Annotated in this window: 16 protein-coding genes; 5 read left to right on the top strand and 11 right to left on the bottom strand. The window is 65.7% G+C overall.

The features are described from left to right. Positions 1 to 19 precede the first annotated feature (19 nt). Positions 20 to 343, top strand: coding sequence for a RidA family protein (locus V5F26_RS02120; RefSeq protein ID WP_255684099.1), 324 nt, complete (start codon positions 20 to 22; stop codon positions 341 to 343). Positions 344 to 537: 194 nt separating this feature from the next. Here the strand turns inward: V5F26_RS02120 and V5F26_RS02115 are convergent, their stop codons facing one another. The 4 genes from V5F26_RS02115 to V5F26_RS02100 form a co-directional block, all read right to left on the bottom strand. Continuing rightward, on the bottom strand, positions 538 to 1,116 hold the full coding sequence (locus V5F26_RS02115; RefSeq protein ID WP_234051185.1) for a TetR/AcrR family transcriptional regulator: 579 nt from the start codon (positions 1,114 to 1,116) through the stop codon (positions 538 to 540). Beyond that, positions 1,113 to 4,250, bottom strand: a complete 3,138-nt coding sequence (locus V5F26_RS02110) for a multidrug efflux RND transporter permease subunit (RefSeq protein ID WP_394947609.1) — start codon at positions 4,248 to 4,250, stop codon at positions 1,113 to 1,115. The genes V5F26_RS02115 and V5F26_RS02110 overlap by 4 nt, the downstream gene beginning before the upstream one ends. Positions 4,251 to 4,259: 9 nt before the next feature. Beyond that, positions 4,260 to 5,453: an efflux RND transporter periplasmic adaptor subunit gene (locus V5F26_RS02105; protein WP_394059198.1), complete on the bottom strand. Its 1,194-nt coding sequence runs from the start codon at positions 5,451 to 5,453 to the stop codon at positions 4,260 to 4,262. 253 nt (positions 5,454 to 5,706) lie between these two features. After that, a protein-coding gene (locus V5F26_RS02100; protein WP_394947608.1) for an IS5 family transposase occupies positions 5,707 to 6,463 on the bottom strand; the annotation gives its coding sequence in 2 pieces (ribosomal slippage) (positions 5,707 to 6,130 and positions 6,129 to 6,463; 759 coding nt in all). Between V5F26_RS02100 and V5F26_RS02095 the strand changes: the two genes are divergently transcribed. Beyond that, a complete protein-coding gene (locus tag V5F26_RS02095) occupies positions 6,407 to 6,934 on the top strand; it encodes a transporter (protein ID WP_394947607.1) in 528 nt (175 codons plus the stop codon). The two genes, V5F26_RS02100 and V5F26_RS02095, sit on opposite strands and share 57 nt — an antisense overlap. A 118-nt stretch (positions 6,935 to 7,052) precedes the next feature. On the opposite strand, the gene V5F26_RS02090 is transcribed toward V5F26_RS02095, so the two are convergent. After that, the gene (locus V5F26_RS02090; protein ID WP_394055863.1) at positions 7,053 to 7,859 is read right to left on the bottom strand and encodes a bestrophin-like domain; all 807 of its coding nucleotides are present in this window, start codon (positions 7,857 to 7,859) and stop codon (positions 7,053 to 7,055) included. A gap of 259 nt (positions 7,860 to 8,118) precedes the next feature. Here V5F26_RS02090 and V5F26_RS02085 point away from each other — a divergent pair, with 259 nt between their 5' ends. Beyond that, positions 8,119 to 11,007 carry an HD domain-containing phosphohydrolase gene (locus V5F26_RS02085; RefSeq protein WP_394947606.1) on the top strand — a complete coding sequence of 963 codons (2,889 nt, stop codon included), beginning with the start codon at positions 8,119 to 8,121 and terminating at the stop codon, positions 11,005 to 11,007. 178 nt (positions 11,008 to 11,185) lie between these two features. Next, positions 11,186 to 13,132 (top strand): YgiQ family radical SAM protein, encoded by a 1,947-nt coding sequence (locus tag V5F26_RS02080; RefSeq protein WP_394055866.1) that lies wholly within the window; start codon positions 11,186 to 11,188, stop codon positions 13,130 to 13,132. Between the two features lie 394 nt (positions 13,133 to 13,526). Here the strand turns inward: V5F26_RS02080 and V5F26_RS02075 are convergent, their stop codons facing one another. Further along, positions 13,527 to 14,855 carry an RsmB/NOP family class I SAM-dependent RNA methyltransferase gene (locus tag V5F26_RS02075; RefSeq protein ID WP_394055867.1) on the bottom strand — a complete coding sequence of 443 codons (1,329 nt, stop codon included), beginning with the start codon at positions 14,853 to 14,855 and terminating at the stop codon, positions 13,527 to 13,529. 116 nt (positions 14,856 to 14,971) lie between these two features. Then, a complete protein-coding gene (locus V5F26_RS02070; RefSeq protein WP_394055868.1) occupies positions 14,972 to 15,142 on the bottom strand; it encodes a hypothetical protein in 171 nt (56 codons plus the stop codon). 730 nt (positions 15,143 to 15,872) lie between these two features. On the opposite strand from V5F26_RS02070, the gene V5F26_RS02065 reads away from it, so the two are divergent. After that, positions 15,873 to 16,052, top strand: coding sequence for a hypothetical protein (locus V5F26_RS02065; protein WP_394947605.1), 180 nt, complete (start codon positions 15,873 to 15,875; stop codon positions 16,050 to 16,052). A 160-nt stretch (positions 16,053 to 16,212) separates the two neighbouring features. On the opposite strand, the gene V5F26_RS02060 is transcribed toward V5F26_RS02065, so the two are convergent. From V5F26_RS02060 to V5F26_RS02045, 4 genes are all read right to left on the bottom strand, one after another. Then, positions 16,213 to 17,814 (bottom strand): alkaline phosphatase family protein, encoded by a 1,602-nt coding sequence (locus V5F26_RS02060; protein ID WP_394947604.1) that lies wholly within the window; start codon positions 17,812 to 17,814, stop codon positions 16,213 to 16,215. A gap of 182 nt (positions 17,815 to 17,996) precedes the next feature. After that, complete coding sequence (locus tag V5F26_RS02055) at positions 17,997 to 18,866, bottom strand: phosphodiesterase (RefSeq protein WP_394947603.1); 870 nt, start codon at positions 18,864 to 18,866, stop codon at positions 17,997 to 17,999. Positions 18,867 to 18,869: 3 nt separating this feature from the next. Next, on the bottom strand, positions 18,870 to 19,943 hold the full coding sequence (locus tag V5F26_RS02050; protein WP_394947602.1) for an ABC transporter ATP-binding protein: 1,074 nt from the start codon (positions 19,941 to 19,943) through the stop codon (positions 18,870 to 18,872). Next, entirely contained in the window at positions 19,940 to 20,734 is a 795-nt protein-coding gene (locus V5F26_RS02045) for an ABC transporter permease (protein WP_394947601.1), read from the bottom strand. The genes V5F26_RS02050 and V5F26_RS02045 overlap by 4 nt, the downstream gene beginning before the upstream one ends. Between the last annotated feature and the right edge of the window lies 1 nt (position 20,735).

Below are 20,735 nucleotides of genomic sequence, written 5' to 3'. Positions count from 1 at the left end.
TCTTCACCAGGGTCCCCGCATGAGTCAGGCCGTGGTGCACGGCAAGACCGCCTATCTCGCCGGGCAGGTCGGCGCGCCGGGAGAGAGCGTGACCACGCAGACCCAGACCGTCCTCGCACAGGTGGATGCCCTGCTTGCGGAGGCCGGCAGCGATCGCGACCACCTGCTCACCGCCACCATCTGGCTCGCGGACATGTCGGACTTCGCGGAAATGAACGCCGTTTGGGACGCATGGGTCGCAGGCCACGGGGCCCCCGCCCGCGCCACGGGCGAAGTGAAACTTGCCACTCCGGACTACAAGGTCGAAGTCATCATTACCGCGGCGATCCCCGACCGCGCCTGACGCGCCCGCCTGACAGCCTTGTCCGAAAACACCAAACCGGCTTGGCTGCGGACATGACGACGTGTGATCGGCGCTGTGCGCTCGTCACACGTCTCACCCGTCAATGCCCATGCTTTCGCGCAACATCCGTAGGCCTGCGCCTTCGACGGCTGGGCCCCTTTGCCATTCAGCTGAAGGACGCCAGATCGGCCCCATCAGTTGGCGCCGGATCGCGGGATCCGTGTCATGGCCAGAAGCGCTTCGATCATCTCCTCGCGATCGTGTTCGGAGGAGGTGCCGACATGTGTCAGATCGGCGAGCCACACGCCATCCGCGGCCGCGCGCACGATCTGCATGGCGACAGTCTTCTCCTCCGGGCCAAGGGCTGAGAGCCGGCAGCTCATCCACTCCGCCCAACGCTCTCGCATGGTGGCTTCAGCCAGCAGCAGTACGGCAAGGCCGTTCCAGCGCTCCGCATTTTCATGGTCCGGGCCGTCGAGATTGGCGAGAAGGTAGGCTCTGGTAAAGCGGCCGTACGGGTCCACGTCCTGCGCCATCAGCTCTTCCAGCCTTTTTTCGAAACTGCCGAGAAGCTCTTCGTGCAAGGCTTCCAGCAGGTCCCGCTTGGTTGGGAAATGATGCAGCAACCCCCCTTTGCTGACGTCTGCCGCGCGCGCCACCGCATCCAGTGTCAGCGTGTGCAAGCCGTTTTCCAGGCACAGCCGGGCGGCCACTTCCAGAAGCTGGCTGCGCACCACCTGGGGCTGTTTCTTGCGGCGATGGGCTTCACTCATACCGGACCTTTCTCTGCATCCGCTGCACCGGCGTCCTGCGTCGGCCGGCGCCGCGCGAACAGGCGCGACACGACCACGTAGAACACCGGCACGAACACCACCGCGAGCAGGGTGGCCGAGAGCATGCCGCCGAGCACGCCGGTGCCGATGGCATTCTGGCTGCCAGCGCTTGCACCCACCGCGATCGCCAGCGGGGTGACGCCGAGGATGAAGGCAAGCGAGGTCATGACGATGGGCCGGAAACGCAGGAATGCCGCCTCCAGCGCCGCCTCGCGGATCGATCGTCCTTCCGCGTGCAGATCCTTGGCGAACTCCACGATCAGAATGGCGTTCTTCGCCGAGAGGCCGATGATGGCGATGAGCCCGACCTTGAAATAGATGTCGTTGGGCATGTCACGCAGCATCACCGCGACCACCGAGCCGATGACGCCGAGCGGCACCACCAGCATCACCGAAAGCGGGATGGACCAGCTCTCGTAGAGCGCGGCCAGCAGCAGGAACACGAACAGCACGCTGAGAGCGAGCAGGAACGGCGCCTGGGTGCCGGACTGGATTTCCTGCAGCGATTGGCCGGACCACTCGAAGCCGAAGCCGGCCGGCAACCGGCCCGCGAGGCGCTCCATCTGCGAGATGGCTTCGCCCGAGGACCTGCCGGGTGCGGCTTCGCCCGCCAAGCGGATCGCCGGGTAGCCGTTGAAGCCGACGATCTGGGTCGGCCCCTTCGACCATTCCAGATACGCCACCGCCGAGAGCGGCACCATGCCGCCGGAGGCATTGCGGACGTTGAGCTTCAGGAGGTCCGCCGCCTGCATCCGGCGCGGCGCGTCGGCCTGCACGGTCACCCGCTGCATGCGCCCGGCATTGGGGAAATCGTTGACATATGATGAGCCCAGATTGGCCGAGATGGTCGAGTTGATGTCGGCGAACGCGACGCCAAAGGCGTTGGCCTTCTCCCGGTCGATGACGAGTTGCAGCTGCGCCGCATTGGCGAGGCCCTCGATGCGCGGTCCCGCCAGCACCGGGCTCGCGCCGGCGGCGGCGAGCAGCTGGCCGCCGGCCGCGTCAAGGGCGGCATGGCCGCGCCCGGAGCGGTCCTGAAGCCGGAAGGTGAAGCCGGCGGAGGTGCCAAGCCCCTCGATGGGCGGCGGCGAAAGGGCGAAGGTCATGGCATCGCGGATGCCGGACAACTCCATGTTCGCGCGCCCGGCGATGGCCTCCGCGCTGTCCTCGGGGCCGCGCTGGCTCCAGTCCTTCAGCACCACGAAGGCGATGGCCGCGTTCTGGCCGTTGCCGGAAAAGCTGAAGCCCTGGATCGCAAAGACGTCGGCAACCGCCTTCTCCTTCATGAAGATGGCCTCCACCTTCTTCACCGTCTCCAGCGTGCGGGTGCCGGTGGCTTCTGGCGGGGTCTGGATGTCGACGATCAGGTAGCCCTGGTCCTCGGTGGGCAGGAAGGCCGCAGGCAGGCGCATGAACGCCCAGCCAAGGCCGATCAGCAGCGCGAGATAGACCAGCATCATCCGCCCGGCGCGGTCGACGGCCCAGCCGACGAGCCCGCGATAGCCGCGCGCGGTGCGCGCAAAGCCGCGGTTGAACGCCCCGAACAGGCCGCGCTTCTCGTGATGGCCCTGCGGGACGGGCTTCAGGAAGGTGGCGCACATGGCCGGCGTGAGGGAGAGCGCCAGGAAGCCCGAGAACAGGATGGAGACCACCATTGTCAGGCTGAACTGGCGATAGATGATGCCGGTGGCGCCGGGAAAGAACGCCATGGGAACGAACACCGCGGTGAGCACCAGGGTGATCCCGACGATGGCGCCGCCGATCTGCCCCATGGCCTTTCGGGTCGCCTCGCGCGGGGAAAGGCCTTCATCCGCCATCAGGCGCTCGACATTCTCCACCACCACGATGGCGTCGTCCACCAGGATGCCGATGGCCAGCACCATGGCGAACATGGTGAGCACGTTGATGGAGAAACCCGCCGCCAGCATCACCGCGCAGGTGCCGAGCAGCGCCACCGGCACCACCACCGTGGGGATGAGGGTGTAGCGCACGTTCTGCAGGAACACGAACATCACGACAAACACCAGCGCCACCGCTTCGGCGAGGGTCTGGAGCACCTTCTTGATGGAGATCTCGACGAAGGGCGTCGTGTTGTAGGGGATGGACTGCCGGATGCCCGGCGGGAAGAAGCGCTCCAGCTCCGCCATCTTCGCCTTGACGGCCTGGGAGGTGGCGAGCGCATTGCCGGTGGCCGAGAGCTGGATGCCCACCGACGCGCTGGGCTGGCCGTTCAGGCGGCTGGTGAAGTTGTAGTCCTCCCCGCCCACTTCGATGCGCGCTACGTCGCGCAGGCGCACCATGGAGCCATCCGGATTGGCGCGCAGCACGATGGCGCCAAATTCCTCCGGCGTGCCGAGCTGGCCCTTCACCAGCACCGGCGCCGAGGTCTCCTGGCTGACGGGGTTGGGCAGCGCGCCGATGCGGCCGGCGGCCACCTGGGCGTTCTGCGCCTGGATCGCCTGAGTGATGTCGTCGGCGGTGAGCCTGAGGCCGAGCATCCTGTCGGGGTCCACCCACACTCGCATCGCCCGCTGGGTGGAGAAGAGCTGGGCCTTGCCGACGCCCCCGATGCGCCGCAGCTCGCTCAGCACGTTGCGCGTCGCGTAGTCACCGAGCGCGAGCTCGTCGGTCCTGCCGTCGGTGGAGGTGAGGGCGACCACAAGCAGGAACGAGCTGGCCGCCTCCTCCACGGTGATGCCCTGCTGCACCACCGGCCGCGGCAGGCGCGCTTCCACCCGCCGGATGCGGTTCTGCACATCCACCGAGGCCTGCTCCACCGAGGTGCCGGGCGCGAAGGTGGCGGTGATCTGCACCGCGCCGGAGGTATCCGATGTGGACTCGAAATACATGAGCCCGTTGACGCCGTTCAGTTCCTCCTCGATCAGCCGGGTCACGCCCTGATAGAGCTCCTCCGGCGAGGCGCCGGGATAGGAGGTGGAGACCGCGATCTGCGGCGGGGCGATGTTGGGATATTGGGAGACCGGCAGCAGCGGAATGGCGATGGCGCCGCCGATCATGATGAAGATGGCGACCACCCAGGCGAAGATCGGCCGGTCGATGAAGAAATTAGGCATCGGCTCGCCTCAGCGTTCGGTGGCGGGGCCGGCGCCGGAAGCGCCGGGCTGCCAGGGCTGCGGATCGACGGGCGCGCCGGGGGCGAGGGTCTGGAAGCCTTCCACCACCACCTTGTCGCCGGGCTTCAGCCCGCGATCGATGACCCAGCGGTTGTTGACAATCCGCCCCGCCGTGACCTTGCGCAGCTCCGTCTTATTGTCCGGACCGACGACGAAGACCTGGGCCGCCCCGCCGGCGTCGCGCTGCACTGCGCGCTCGGGCACGGCAAGCGCATCGGCCTGCTCGCCCTGAACGATCTGCACGCGCACATACATGCCCGGCAGGAGGTCCCCAGCCGGGTTGGGAAACTCGCCGCGCAGGATGATCTGCCCGGTGCTGGCATCCACCGCCGCCTCCGAGAACAGGAAGCGGCCCATGTGGGCGTAGGGCGTGCCGTCGTCGAAATTCAGGACGACGTGCGCGCGGCTCGCGTCGGAGCCGGCGGCGCGGGCCTCCGCCTCCGCGGTGCGCCTCAGCGCAAGCAACTGGTTCGCCGACTGGGTGAAGTCGGCATAGATGGGGTCGAGCTGCTGGATGGTGGCCAGGCTCTGCGCATCGGTGGTGCCAACAAGTGCGCCCTCCGTCACCAGCGCCCGCCCGATCCGCCCGCCGATGGGTGCGCGCACCTCGGTGTATTGCAGGTCCAGCTCGGCGGCGTCGAGCCCGGCCTTCGCCGCGGCGACGTCGGCGTCGGCTTGGGCAAGCTCCGCCACGGCGATGTCATAGCTCTGATCTGAGGTGATCTGCCGGCTCTTCAATTGGGCCTGCCGGTCCTCTTTCTGCTTGGCAAGGGTGCGCGTGGCTTCCGCCCGCGCCAGCGTGGCCTTGGCACTGTCCACCTTCACCCGGAACGGGGCCGGATCGATCCGGTAGAGCACGTCCCCCTCCTTCACCACGCTGCCCTGCTCGAACACCCGCGCGACGAGGATACCGGAGACGCGCGGTCGCACCTCGGCAATCCGCGTCGGCGCGATGCGGCCGGGCAACTCGTTGGTGATGGGCAGCGTCTCCGGCACGACGGTCACCACCGCGACGGACGCCGGCGGCGGAGCCGCCGTGGCGGTGGCGTCATTGCTTTCGCCGCAGCCGGCGATCCCGAGCATGGCGAAAACGGAGGCGGCCAGGGGCAGGCGGACCGCGGAGGGAAGGAAGGGCACCTTCATCACCTTCAGATGCTGGAGCTGTGACATGGCGTGCCCTCATAGCAGACCAAAAACATACCGTCTATCTGGTATGTTTCTGTGATGTGCCACGGCCATCATGTCCGCCGCTGAAGAGGCCGAGCCCCTGCGGGATGCGTAGGCTGGCGTATTCTCGATCTTCACGCGTCGGCAATAAAATGCGTGGTCATCAGTATATCGGCTTAGCTTCTCGCACTGATGGAAGGTTCATCGTGTGTCCATCTCGGGTCCAGACTCATAACCAATAACTGACAGCCACGGCGATGCAGACGGCAGCGAGGAAGTTGACTGCGAGCCTGTCGTATCGTGTTGCGACCTGACGGAAGTCCTTCAGCCGGCAGAACATGCGCTCGATGGAGTTGCGGTCGCGGTACAGCACTGGAGAGAAGCAGGGTTGCCAGCGCCGGTTGGCCTTGGGTGGGATGTTGGGCATGGTGCCGGCCTTTTCCGCCTGACGGCGGACCGCGTTGCGGTCATAGCCTTTGTCCCCATGCAGGATGCGGGCTTTCGGCATCTGCTGGAGCAAGGCTGCGGCGGCCGTGCAGTCGGCCACCTGGCCGCCCGTGAGCAGGAAGGCGATGGGCCGACAATTGCGGTCGGTCAGCGCGTGGATCTTGGTCGTGCGCCCGCCGCGGGAACGGCCGATGGCTTGGCGTCGTTCCCCCTTTCCGGCCCGAGGCCGAGCGGTGGGCCTTGACGGCGGAACTGTCGATCAGCACCTGCGCGGGTGGACCGCCGGCTCCGGCAAGCGCCTGGAAGAGCCCGCTCCACACACCCTTGGCGGCCCAGCGGACATAGCGATTATAGAGCGTCTTGCGCGGGCCATAGTCGGCCGGTGCATCAACCCAGCGTCCGCCGGATTTCAGGACATGGATGATCCCACTGATCACCCGGCGGTCATCGACACGCGGCTTGCCGCGCGTGTCCGTCGGCAAATGGGGCGCGATCCGCGCAAACGGCGCATCCGTCAGCCAGAACAGGTCCCGATTCATCGTCACTTCCTCTCGGAGGCCGTGAATCACAACCCAACCCCAACGCCAACCGCTTTGTGGGTCTCGACCCTAGAACGTCACCGCGCTTCTCAAGGTTCCGTTGGGCGACTACTACGAGGGCGAGATCGCAAATCTTGCGTTTCATCGCGTGGCGACGGACCTCTCGACGGCGGTGACCGGGCTCGATCCTGCCAGCGGGTGGCAGTCGCGGCCGCGGGCGCCACCTTCAACGGCACCAATGACGTGACCGATTACACCACTGGCACCGAGTGTCATGTGGTGTGGGCAGTAATGAAGGCAATCACCAATGAGTTCTTGCCGGGGGTCGTGGGCTATTACTACGATCAGATCACGGGGGTAGCGGCGCGCGGCTGGGTGATCTCGAGGGGCGTGTCACAGCTTTGGGTGGGGTGCTGGCCTATAATTTCCAGCTCGCGGGAACGCCCGCGTCAGGGGTTATCGCGAGATTGATGTGGTCAATCGCCTGCAGGGAACGTCGGGATTTGCCACCGTGACCTTCCCGCTCGCCATGGGACGATAGGCCAAGCTCATGGGCGCGTCCCCTTTCGGAGGCCGAGCGGAGCATCAATCACTGCGGCAGCTCAGGGATCGTGACGCCGCTCTTGAAGCTCTGGATGGTCCATTCATAGACGGCGGTGTCGGTGCGGATGGTGCCGAGCCGTGCGGAGGCGAGATCCAGGATTTCCACGATCACCCACGTCCACATGAAGGTGAGAAGGAGGACAAGGACAGGCGATGAGCGCTTCTTGAGGCCGAACTGGTAGCCAAGGCAGCCCATGCTCAGCAGCGTCATGCCGATGAGGAGCCAGAACAACTGTGCCGGCAACGTGATGTGATAGGCGAAGCGCTCCTTTGTTCCGGCATCGAACATCTCGTTCATTGCCACCATCACGGCGCTGGACACCGGGCTCGGCTGCTCGCGGACAATGGCGGAGACATGCCCCCATATCTGGGACTGAAGCATGCCGGTGCGCTGGTTGAGAGTGTCTATGGTCGCCTGATCGCGGCCGGCGCGGACGAAGTCGGCGCGGACCTGCGCATAGTCTTCGATCAGGCGGGCAATCGCCTCTCCGCGCGGGCCTCCGATGGCCGCGGCCCGGAGCCAGGCCGTGCCGATGGCGTTGGCCTCCGCGAGGCTCCCCTGCCGGTGCTCGCTGAAGCGGTTGTTGGCGAAGGACAGGGTAAGGGCCAGCACGAACGCCAGCAGGCCAAGCATGCCGCCCACCACGACACCCACCGTCTCCGGGTTCGTCTGTCGGGCCAAGTCCCGCTTGCCGATCCAGAAGCCGATACCGTGGGCGATGATCTGGGCCACGAGGAGGATAAGCCCGAAGGCCACCACGCTGACCTCGGCAATCGCCAGAACGAGACCCATGGCTATCCCCTCGGAGCCAAAGTAAATTGACGCCCCATTGGAAGTAATCTGATTTTTGATGCTGCGCCAGCCCTCCCATCGCCGGCGATGGCTCGGCCCCCGGGCGGCAGCTGAACGAAGGTACTTTTGGCGCCGGGCGGGGCGTGTTTATATCTCCCGTGGCGGGTGCGCGCGTCGCACCAGCACGGCGGATCGGAAATTCGCCGGTCGGCGATATGTTGGGTGTGCGCAGGCCGTTTAACCTCCCAGGGTTTTTCCGATGCGAGTGAGCTTCTCCCTGCCGGTTCTTGTTGCGGCGGTCGTCGTTGTTTCCATGAGCACGCTGGGGGGTGCCCTCATGTGGCAGGGGTGGTCCGCCGCCCGCACGGCGCTGGTTGACGCCGCCCACGACAGGACACTGGCCATCGGCGAACGCATTGAAGAGAGGTTCGAGCGCCGCCTCACCCCGGGGCGCATCAGCCTGCGCCACCTGGCGCGCGGGCCGCTCGTGGCGGCCACCTCCCTTGAGGAGCGGCTGGCGCGATTGCCGGTGCTCGCGGAGCTGGTGACGAATTTGCCCGCTGCCGCCGCCGTTCTCATCGGTTATGCGGATGGCGATTTCTTGCTGGTGCGGCCCTTTCGCTCGCCGCAGGAGGCGTCGGTGTTCGCAGCTCCCGCCAACGCGGCCTATCTGGTCCAGAGCATCACGCGGGAGGCCGGGGGCGAGGCGACGGAAAGCTGGCTCTTCTTCGACGGGGATTTGCGCTTGGTGGAGACGCGCGCGCAGGCGCCGTCCGGCTACGATCCGCGCACGCGCCCGTGGTACAAGGGAGCGATGGAGAGCAGCGGGCAATATCTCACCAGCCCCTACCGTTTCTTCACCACCCGGGAAATCGGCCTCACGCAGAGCCTCGCGACGCCAGGGCACGATGCCGTGGTGGCGCTGGAGCAGAATCTTTCGGACCTGGCCCTCACCCTCGCCAGCCTGCGCCTGACCCCGCGCACCGAACTCGCTGTGGTGGGCGATGATGGCAGCCTCTACGGCTATATGGATTCCGGCCGAAGTCCTGGCCCGGCGGGGGAGGGGGCGGCCCCCACGTCGGTCGCGGATCTCGATGCCACGGCGCTGGTGGCGCTGGCCGCGAGCGGTGCCGCGCCCCGGCAAACGGTGAGCTTCGAGGCTGACGGCGCATCGTGGTTCGGGGTGCGTGTGCCCCTCGTGCTGTTCGAGGGGCGGGGCCTGGCCCTTCTCGTGGCGGTGCCGGACACCGACTTGCTCGCCGGAGCCCGCTCCGCCCTCGCGCGCCAGCTTTGGGTGGCGCTCGGCCTGATGGTCGCCTTGCTGGTGATCGGCTGGCTGGTGGGGCGATGGCTCGGCCGCTCGCTGACTGGCCTGACGCACCAGGCGGAGCGGTTGACGCGCTTCGACTTCAGCGCATCGCCCCCTTCCGACAGCAGGATTTCGGAAGTCCGGCAGCTGGACGCGGCTCTGGCCAGGGTCTGCCGGACCATCGAGACGTTCCTGGCCACGGCGGAGACGATGGGCAGCGAGCCGGGCCTTGATCGCATGCTCGAAAAGGTGCTTGAGCAGACGGTCGCCGCGACCGGCTCCACCGCCGGCGCCGTGTATCTCGTCAATGCGGCGGGCAACGGCTTGGCGCGGGCTGCCGTCGCCGTGGGGCCCGGCAGGGAAATGACCAAAGGGCATTTTTCGCGGGAGCTGCCGCTGGCGATTCTCGCGGATCAGGCGGGGGATGAAGCTCCCATGATGTCGGCCGAGCAGCGCCCATATGCGCAGCCTCTGCGCAGCCGGCAGAACGAGCCCGTCGGCCTGCTGCTGCTTGAGCATCCGGCGGCGGACGTGCAGGTTGGCGAGGATTTTCGCGCTTTCGCGGAGCGGCTTTCGGGGGCGTTGTCGTCGGCGATCGAGACGCGGCAGCTTTTTGAGGCACAGAAGAACCTGCTGGACGGGTTCGTGCTCCTCATCGCCGACGCCATCGACGCCAAGAGCCCCTATACGGGCGGCCATTGCCGGCGCGTGCCGGAACTTGCGACCATGATCGTCGACCGCATGTCCGGCGAGACGGAAGGGCCCTACAGGGATTTTCATTTCAATGAGGCGCAGCGCTACGAGTTCCATCTCGGCGCGTGGCTGCACGATTGCGGAAAGGTGACGAGCCCAGAGCACATCATCGACAAGGCCACCAAGCTCGAAGCCATCCACAACCGCATTCATGAGGTCCGCACCCGGTTCGAGGTGCTCTGGCGGGATGAGGAGATCGCCCACCTCCAGCGCCTCCTGGACGGTGCCGCGCCTGAGGGCTCGAAAGCCGTGCGGGATGCGGCCCAGGCCGTGTTGCGGGAGGACTTCGCCTTCGTCGCCGCCAGCAATGTGGGCGGCGAGTTCATGAGCGAGGAGGCGATCGCGCGCATCCGGACCATTGCGGGGCGCACCTGGCTGCGCCATTTCGATGATCGCTTGGGCCTCTCGGTGGAAGAGCTGCGGCAGCTCGATGGCGCTGCGGCGCGCCCGCTGCCGGCGCAGGAAACGCTGTTGGCGGACCGCCCCGAGCATGTGGTGCCCTGGGGCCGCCGTCGCCCGCCGGTGGGGAAGGGCGACCCGGCCAACGCCTATGGCTTCGACATGGCCTGTCCCGAGCATCGCGCCAATAAGGGCGAGCTCTACAACCTCTCCATCGGCCGCGGCACGCTGACCGCGGAGGACCGCTTCGCCATCAACGACCATGTGGTGCAGACCTATGTGATGCTGAAAAGCCTGCCCTGGCCGGCGCACCTGTCCCGGGTGCCGGAGATTGCCGCCACCCACCATGAGCGCATGGATGGCAAGGGCTATCCACGGCACCTGTCGGCGGCCGACCTTTCGACGGAAGAGCGGGTGATGGCGCTGGCGGATATCTTCGAGGCGCTCACCGCATCGGATCGCCCCTACAAGCCCGCCAAGACGCTGTCCCAGTCCCTGCGCATCATGGCCTTCATGTGCAAGGAGGGGCACCTCGACCCGGAGGCCTTCCGTTATTTCCTGGAAAGCCGCCTGTGGGCCGAATACGCCGCGCGCTACCTGAAGGACGAGCAGCAGGACGCGGTGGATGTGGCGACGCTGATCGCTTTGTTCGCGAACGATGCGGACAGGGCGCGCGCGGCGGGGTGATCGCGGCCAAGCCCCCGGCCGCTTGCGGGAGCTTGGCCGTGAGCCGCGATAGCGTGAGTTGAATTCGCCGCTGTGGGGCCTTATGCGTGGGCGCATGGATCCCCAAGCCCCCGAAAATCCCGCGAAGTCCTTGCCGTGCCTCCGTCCGCATGACGGCAAGGCGGCACCGTTCCTGCCCATGAGCCGCGCCGAGATGGAAGCGCTGGGCTGGGACGCCTGCGACATCGTGCTGGTGACGGGCGACGCCTATGTGGACCATCCCAGCTTCGGCATGGCCATTATCGGCCGGCTGATGGAGGCCCAGGGCTTCCGGGTCGGCATCATCTCGCAGCCCGATTGGCAATCGGCCGAGCCGTTCAAGGTGCTGGGCAAGCCCCGGCTGTTCTTCGGTGTCACCGGCGGCAACCTGGACTCCATGGTCAACCGCTACACGGCGGACCGCCGGCTGCGTCACGACGATGCCTATACCCCCAACGGCGAGGGCGGCCGGCGGCCGGATCGCTCGGTCATCGTCTACACCCAGCGTTGCCGCGAGGCGTTCAAGGATGTGCCGATCGTGCTCGGCGGCATCGAATCCTCGCTGCGCCGCATCGCCCATTATGACTACTGGTCCGACAAGGTGCGCCGCTCCATCCTGGCGGACTCCAAGGCGGATCTGCTCGTCTACGGCAATGCGGAGCGCGCCATCATCGAGGTGGCCAACCGCATGGCCGCCGGCGAGGCGCCGCGCGATCTCGACTCCATCCGGGGCGTGGCCCTGTTCCGCCGGGTGCCGGACACCTATACGGAGCTGCACGCCGACGACCTCGACAGCGCCGATGAGGGCGCCGCGCGCCGCCCCGGCGACACCGTGATCCGCCTGCCTTCCTTTGAGCAGGTGGAGAACGACCGGGAGGCCTATGCCCGCGCCTCGCGGGTGCTGCACCGGGAGAGCAATCCCGGCAATGCGCGCCCGCTGGTGCAGCGCCACGGCGACCGCGACCTGTGGCTGAACCCGCCACCTATTCCGCTGACCAGCGCGGAGATGGATTCCGTCTACGATCTGCCCTACGCCCGCGCGCCGCATCCCGCCTATGGCGATGCGAAGATCCCCGCCTGGGACATGATCAAGTTCTCGGTGACCATCATGCGCGGCTGCTTCGGTGGCTGCACCTTCTGTTCCATCACGGAACATGAGGGGCGCATCATCCAGAACCGTTCGGAAGGCTCGATCCTGCGCGAGATCGAGCTGATCCGGGACAAGACGCCGGGTTTCACCGGCGTGATCTCGGACATCGGCGGGCCCACCGCCAACATGTACCGCATGGCCTGCAAGGATCCGAAGATCGAGGCGGCCTGCCGGCGGCCCTCCTGCGTCTTCCCCGACATCTGCCCGAACCTGAACACCTCCCACGACGACCTGATCCGCCTCTATCGCAAGGTGCGCGAGGTGGAGGGCGTCAAGAAGGTGATGGTGGCCTCAGGCGTGCGCTATGACCTGGCGGTGAAGAGCCCGGAATATATCAAGGAGCTGGTGACCCACCACGTGGGCGGCTACCTGAAGATCGCGCCCGAGCACACCGAGCGCGGCCCGCTCGACAAGATGATGAAGCCGGGCATCGGCACCTATGACCGCTTCAAGGAGATGTTCGACGCGGCGGTGAAGAAGGCCGGCAAGAAATACTATCTCATCCCCTATTTCATCGCCGCGCATCCGGGCACGACCGACGAGGACATGATGAACCTCGCGCTCTGGCTCAAGAAGAACCGCTATCGCGCCGATCAGGTGCAGACCTTCCTGCCCTCGCCCATGGCCACGGCGACCGCCATGTACCATACCGGCGTCAATCCGTTGCGGGCCGTGCGGCATGGGGGAAGCGAGCAGGTGGCGACGGTGACGGGCCTTCGGCAGCGCCGCCTGCATAAGGCCTTCCTGCGCTACCACGATCCGGACAACTGGCCGCTGTTGCGGGAAGCGTTGAAGCGGATGGGTCGCGCCGATCTCATCGGCTCGCGGCCCGACCAGCTGGTGCCGGCCCACCAGCCGCCCGGCACCGGCAAGGCTGCCGGCACGCCGCGCCCGGTGCGCCGCCCCAGCGGCACACAGCGCTTCACCACCAAGGGCGTTCGCCTGCCGAGCAAGTGAGGGCCCGCCCGCGCTCCGCTGGGATCAATCGTATTCAGCGCACGCGGCGGGGCTTATGTTCCATCGCCAACCTGTTCCACATGGCGCTCCGCCCTGTCCCGCTTGCCGGAGCGGGGGCAAACGTTGGAAGCGGGAGCCAAGGCAGTGGGGCGAAGGGCAACACCTCCAAAATCCCAAAAGTGTCTTGAATCTCCACCTTCCGCGCCACTGCGGCGGTCCAGGCGAAGGCGGTCCGGGCCCCTCCCTCACTTCCCCAGCAAGCGGGCGAGGGAGCGAGCCCTCGCAAATCCTGTCACTTGCGGATCGTCTCGCTTGAATGTCGATCGATCCTGGACTGTCTTGTTCTCAAGCGTGTCGTTCGCGCGAACCGTTATCCGCCTCGCTCGCCAGCGCTCTATGCCTCTGCCACGGGCGGCGGGGCAGCGGGCGCGGCTTCGCGCTGCATGACCGCGGCGAAAAAGCCGTCGGTATCGTGGCGCGCGGGCGTCAGCGAAAGATAGTCGGGGTGGGCCGAACAGGTCAGCAGCGGCGCGGCCTCGCACAGCGGCACCACATGAAAGGCGGGAGAAGCCGCCAGGAACGCGGCCACCTGGGCCTCGTTCTCCTCGGGCAGCATGGAGCAGGTGGCATAGACCAGCCGCCCGCCCGGCTTCACCAGCCGCGCGGCGCTCGCGAGAATGCGGGCTTGGAGGGGCAGGAGGTTTTCAAGGCCCGCCCCCAGCTCGCGCCAGCGGGCATCGGGATTGCGCCGCCATGTGCCGGTGCCGCTGCAGGGCGCATCCACCAGCACCCGATCGAACATGCCCTTGTGGCGTTTCACCCAGCGATCCGTTTCGCTGGCGAGGGCGCGGGTTTCGATATTGTGCAGGCCCGCCCGCCGGAAACGCTCGGCGGCGCGCTTCAGCCGCCCTTCCAGAACATCGCAGGCGATGACGTGGCCCTTATTGGCCATCTGGGCGGCGATGGCCAATGTCTTGCCGCCGGCGCCGGCGCAGAAGTCCACCACGCGCTCGCCCGGCCGGGCGTCCACCAGCATGGCGACCAGCTGGGAGCCTTCGTCCTGAATCTCCACCTCGCCGCTTTTCAGCATGGGCAGGCCGGCCAATGAGGGGCGCTCATGCACGCGGATGCCATGGGGCGCCATGGCCGAGGCTTCGGCCCGCAGGCCGAGGTCCTGCAAGGCGCGCAGCATGTCCTCGCGGGTGGACTTGATGGGATTGACGCGCAGGTCGAGCGGGGCCGGCGTCAGCAGCGCCGCCATCTCGTGCGCCAAAGTGTCCTGGAACCGGCGCCGCAACGGCTCCAGCGCCCAAGGCGGGCATTCAAAGCGCACTTCGTCCGGCATGGCGGAATGGGTGAGGGGGCTGCCCTGCAATTTGATGAGCAGCGCGCGCTCGTGATCCGTCAGCACCGCCGGCGCGAACTTTTCGCCCGTGAACAGGCCCTGCACCTGCTTCACCGTCATGCCGCCGTCGAGTGCGAGCCAGGCCAGAAGCCGGTTGCGCGCCACATCGGGCCGGCCATGCCGCGCGAGCCACCAGCCCAGGCGCGCATGGTGGCGCAGGAGCGCATAGAGCAGATCGGAAATGGCGCCGCGATCCGCATCGCCGATATAGCGGTGCGCCCGAAACCACGCGGAAACGACAGCATCCGCGGGGCGCGGAAGGCTATCGATTTCATTCAACAGATCGAGGGTGTCTTGCAGGCGGGTGGCGGGGGTCACGGGGAGACGATCCGGCTGGAAAGCGCGGCACCATAAACGAAAGGGCCGTGGTTGGCCATGGAGCGCGCCACCCTTGAGCCATTCGTGACGGCGCGCACCCTGCGGCCGGCGGGACATCACTCCTCGTCGGCGAAGACGTCCTCGTCGAGCCGCTTGAACTCCACCGCGCGGGCGAGGCGGACACCCACGTTGTGCTCGATCATCAGATCGCCAAGCTGCTGGCCTTCGATGAGGATGACGCGCTGGGTGAGGTGGCGGACGAACTCCCGCGCCTTCGCTTTCCCCATTGCCCGCCTTGGTGCCGCGATAGAAATCGCGGAAGGCGGGGTAGGTCTGAAGCACACGAAACGCTGGTCATCGATATTCACACGCGGTCTCACCGCGATACACCCCTGTGATGACAATCCCCCTGCCGTCTTCTTCCTCTCCCCCAGATCGCCCATGCGCTGGTGCTCTCTGCCACCACCTCGGCGGCCGCGGGAGGAGAAAACCAAGTTGAGCAGAAGCTTTTCCCAGCGACGGCCCGCGGCCTAATGGCCCGCCCCGGATGGTGCATGCCATCAATCGCCTGAATGCCCGCTGCATCTGCTTCGAGCGCAAGACCGCCTACCAACTCAAGATCGACGAATGGAATTTCTATCCTGGCCGGGGCACGACCATCCGGGATGGCGGCCCCCGCCGCCGAGTCAGATCGCGGCCTTCCCACCCTGTTGGCGCGCCTATTGGCCCTCGGCAAGACCGCTCACCCCAAAAATCGCGCTTAAGCCACTGCGATACCACACAAGGCACTGGTAAGCGTTCACTTCTTGGACAGTTCGCAACATAAAAACGAAACAGAGGCTCCATATCCGCGTCTGAGCTGAATATGGAGCCTCCTGAGACCTCAGCGCTGATCGCAAGCGAACCGAACTGCAGAAACGTGGAAGACAGTAATCCTCGGTAGCCCCCATGATGTCATCCAGGAGCACTCGCCCCTCGGCCTCACCCTGTCGCTCTTCGTCGCGGAAGGTGAGCTTTATGAAGATTGGGCTGGCCCTGGTGGTTAATGCGCTGCCGTTGCTCGTCGAAGCGTTGGAACGGGAAGCGACAGCCATCTGTACATGGCCTCCGGAAATGCTGGGCATCGTGTTCTTGATGTGGGGATATGATACGTTCCCCGTGAACGCCCCCGCTCTCAGGCTCATTCATCCTGCGTGATCGAAAATCGCCTTCTATGGAAAGACGATCTGAGCTGACGGCTTTCCCTGAAATGGTATAAAGAGGCGTCCGTCGCAAGATGTATCGGCATTTTGTGCGGGAAGAAAAGCTGTTTTCTCCCCTTCTTCCCGCGTATTGTGCCGGCTACTGCCGCTGCGGGCTATCCGAACAGCCCCTTGGCCAGGCGTTGAACCGTTTCATAGGCGGCGCCATAGGTCTCGGGCGGTTGCTCACCGGGGGCGCCATAGGCCTCCACCAACAGGCCCATCATCGAGCGCCCGGGGGGTGTCAGCGGAGTTTGGGCGAGCGCGCCGGTGAACGGGCCGGCCTGCGGTTCGGCAGGCACCGGCGCCGGCTGGGTCTGCGGCCATTGGGACGCGGGCCGTGGCTCTTTGAGATTGAAGGCGTTGGCGATATCCCGGGCGCCTTCATCGCGGGCCGTCAGCGGCGCCAGCCCGTGCTTGCGGCACAAGGTGGCGATGACGGCCCCGTGGTGCATTTCTTCATTGATGACCGTTCCGGCGCGCGTATAGGCCGAAATGGCGATGGTCGGCACCCGCACACCCAGGCGATCAAAGGCGAAGCCGCATTCGGTGTCGCCAAGGTTCTCAGGCGGCACGGCGGCCGGCGGGGGCACGTGATCGTAAGTGCCGCCATGCTCGTCGAAGGTCACCAGCAGCGTGGTGTTCATGGCATTCGAACCTGTCGGGCTCTCGCTGTCGCGAATGGCTGAATAGACCTCATGCAACAGCACTTCGCCAGCCCGAGTGTCATAAATCGGATCGATGGTGGTGCCTGCTATGGTGAAGGTGAGGGGCGGGTGCATGTCGTTGTGGCAAAACAATTGGCGAGGTTCGATGAAAGAATATGCGGGAAGCGTGCCGGCTTTCACATCGTTGTAGAAGTCGGTCATGGACCGAAAATGCGTGTGCCGGAAGGGCGCGAGGGCATGGTGATTGATGAGGCCGGTGATGGAGACAAGCTGGCTCTCATCAAAATAGACGGCCCATGGCAGACCTGCCTCTTCCAGCTGGTTGAAAATCGTGGGGGCTGGATTCAGGGTGGACCACTTCTTGTAGCCGGGGGCACCGGCATTGGTGACAAAGCCGGATGAGGTGGAGGCATGGAAAAAGGCGCGGTTGCAGAAGGTCTGCGACGGCACAGCGCTGAACCAGTGATCATAGACCGCAAAATTGCGGGCAAGGGTGGAGAGCACCGGAAGCATCTCAGGGTCAAATGACCCCATGATCTGACCGCACTTGGCGCGCGCTGCATCCTCATCTTTGAGGGTAAGCTTGATGTTGTGGAAATAATCAAGAACGAAGCCGCCCATATTGATGCTGCCGTGGGGCGGCACATTGTAGGGGGGATGCATCTTCTGGGCTGTCAATTCGGCGTTTTCAGTGGGGTTGATGGTGCCGAACAGCTGTGTATTGACATGCTGATATTCCTCACCCGGATCCGGGTCGGGGCTTGCTAGCGCTTGCTTATAGTCGCCCTGGTAGATGTGGGCATAGATTTTCTCGCCATCTGGTCCCAGGTTCCAGTATGTGCCGCCGGTGAGGCCTTCAAATGTCTGTCCCTCCGGCAGGTTGCCGGAGGGATGCAGGTATCCGAATATATTGTCGAAAGAGCGGTTCTCGAACATGATCACGACGACATGTTCAAGTGCGCTGACATCTTTCAATGACCGATCATAGGCTGTTTTTTCAGTCGATGAGAGCCGCTGAGGGCGGGCCATGGACGTTGGTTCATTGGACATGACGCGCATCCTCCCCGAAATGGGTGTGCCATGGTGTGGCGGAACCATCATTTCTGGTCTCGATGCCGGCCGAACGACGCCAGCTGAAACGTGTTTCAGTCACGTTATTACTTTTGAGCTTCAGAAAAGTGCTCCGGGAACGACCTTTCCGCAGGGGCGCGCGGAAAGGTCTGTCGGCGGAGTCAGGAATGGACGGCGAGCTGCTCGCCGGTCGCCGCGCGGGCAGAGGCGCCGGCGCGTCCGGGATATTCTTTCGGCAGGATAAAGGGGAAGGGGCCCGGAGCCCGATCCACCTTCGCCACATGGGTGACGACCCGGCCCTGATTGATGTGGTGCAGCAGGAATTCCGGCGCTTCCAACACGAAGCAGGAGGCGGCGTCCGCATGCAGATCGAGCGCCACCTGATGGCCGACCGAGGGGGCGATCTGGCACAACGTGTTGCCGAACAATTGCTGGATGGAGCGGTGGACGTGGCCGCAGAGCACGCGCTGAATCTGCGGGTGGGCGGCCACCACGCGTTCCAGCCCCTCGGCGCCCTTGAACAGCCGCGCGGCGTCCATGTGGCCGATGCCAGTGTCGAACGGCGGGTGGTGCAGCATCACCAGGGTCGGGGCATGGCGATCCGCTGCGAGGGTCGCGTCGAGCCAGGCGAGGGTCTCGGGCGGCAGCTCCCCATGGCTGGCGCCGGCCACCACGCTGTCTAGGCCGATAATGCGCATGGGGCCGCACCACACGGCATAGTTCAGTGGGCCTCTCGCAGGCAGGTAATCGCCGCGCGCGAAGGCGCGCCGGAACGGCTCGCGCAGATCGTGGTTGCCGGGCACGGCATAGGCGGGAAAGGGCAGCCGCGAGAACAGCTCAGCGGCGATGGCATATTCCTCTTCCAGCCCGCAATCGGTGACATCGCCGGTCACGAGCACGCAATCGGGCTGGGGATCGAGCCGCAGCAACGCGTGAATGGCGTGTTCCGCGAAGAGGTTGGTCTCGGAGACCCCATAAGCCAGTTGACCCCGGGGGCGGATGTGCAGGTCGGAAATCTGGGCGATGAGCATAGCTCAGGCGTCTTTCTCAAATTCGATAATAGCTTGGGGGTCGACGTCGAAGGCAACGATTTGGCCGGGGGCGAAATGCAGGCTGGAGGCCAGATCCAGCTGCAGCTGGCGGCCAGGGGCCACCTCGGCCACCAGCCGCTGCGTGGCGCCGAAAAAGGTGGTCGCGATCACCCGTGCGCGAATGGCGCCGGGGCCGGCGGTGAGGCGCGCGACCTCGGGCCGGAAGTGGACCACGGCCGAGCGATCGCCGCCGCCGACCCTCAGTCGAGCCTGGGTGTGTTCGGCATCCACCGCAAGGATGCCGTCGCTGACGCGGCCCTCAAGGCGGTTCATGGTGCCGACGAAATCAGCCACGAAGTCATTGGCAGGGCGATGATAAATGGCTTTTGGCGCGCCGATTTGCTCGATCCGCCCGCGCTGCATCACGGCGATGCGATCGCCAATGGCCATCGCTTCCGCCTGATCGTGGGTGACATAGACGGCGGTGATGCCGAATTCGCGCAACAGCAGGCCGATTTCCACCCGCAGCCGTTCGCGCAGCACCGCATCGAGCGCCGCGAGGGGCTCATCCAAGAGCAGCACGCGGGGCTTGATGGCGAGCGCGCGTGCGAGCGCGGTGCGCTGGCGTTGGCCGCCGCTAACCGCGGTGATGCGACGATCGGCATAGTCCTCAAGCCCCACCAAGGCGAGAAGGCGCTTGGTTTCACTTTCCCGTTGCTTGCGGCGGATGCCCTTTACCTTCAGCCCATAACCCACATTCTCGGCCACGGTCATGTTGGGAAACAGGGCGTAAGACTGGAACACCATGCCCACATTGCGCTTCTCGATGGGCAGGGCGCTGACATCCTCGCCATCGAAGCGGATCATGTTGGGGCCATCGGGCTGCTCCAGCCCGGCGATCAGGCGCAGCAGCGTGGTCTTGCCGCAGCCGGAGGGGCCGAGCAGAACCAGGATCTCCCCCGACGCGATCTCCAGATGGGTTGGCTGAAGAACGGTATGGCCGTGGAAGGTCTTGGTGAGGGCGTTGGTGGTGATGGCCGACCCGCAGCGGGTGAAGGCCTCGGCGCGGGCATTCATGATTTCGTCCTTTTCTCGGTGAGGTCCGCCGCCAGCTGCAGGCCGATGAGCAGCGGAATGACCATGATGAGGAAGACCAGCGTGTAGGCGGAGGCTACTTCCAGGCGCATGGAGGCATAGGCATCGGCGAGGCCCACCGGCAGCGTCTTCGTCATGGGCGTGTGCAGCATCCAGGTCAGGTTGAATTCGCCGATGGAGAGAGTGACGACCGTGAGCGCGCCGGCCACGATGCCCGGCCGCACATTGGGCAGGATCACATCGAAGAAGCGCAGCCAGGCCGGCGAACCGAGGCTCGCCGCGCCCTCATCCAGCGTGCGCCAGTCGATGGTTTCCAGGATGGCGATCACGGCTCGCATCATGAACGGCAGGGTGAACAGCACATGGCCCACTACCACGAACAACGTGGATTGGCGGAAGGCACCGAAGCCGCCATAGGTGAGGATCAGCGCCAGCGCCAGCGCCAGCCCCGGAATGGCCACCGGCAGCGTCACCAGTTCCTCGACGATGCGGGCGAAGCGACCGCCCCGGCGCACCAGGGCATAGGCTCCGGGCACGCCGATCAGCAGCGTCAGCGCCAAGGTGATGAGCGCGACGATCAGGCTGCGCCACACCGTGTCCGAATACAAACTCCAGACCTGGCGCACCCAATCCAGCGTGAAGCCGGCAGAGATGCCGCGCGCATAATTCACGCTCAGGCCCGCATAGACGGAGAGCAGCACCGGCACCACCAGGAACAGGGCGATGAGGGCGGTGATGGCAAAGCCGGCGAGGGTGGTCCAACGCAGTCCCATG

It is taken from the genome of Xanthobacter variabilis (assembly GCF_043831965.2).
Classification (GTDB): domain Bacteria; phylum Pseudomonadota; class Alphaproteobacteria; order Rhizobiales; family Xanthobacteraceae; genus Xanthobacter.
This window is presented reverse-complemented; position numbering and strand designations above follow the sequence as displayed.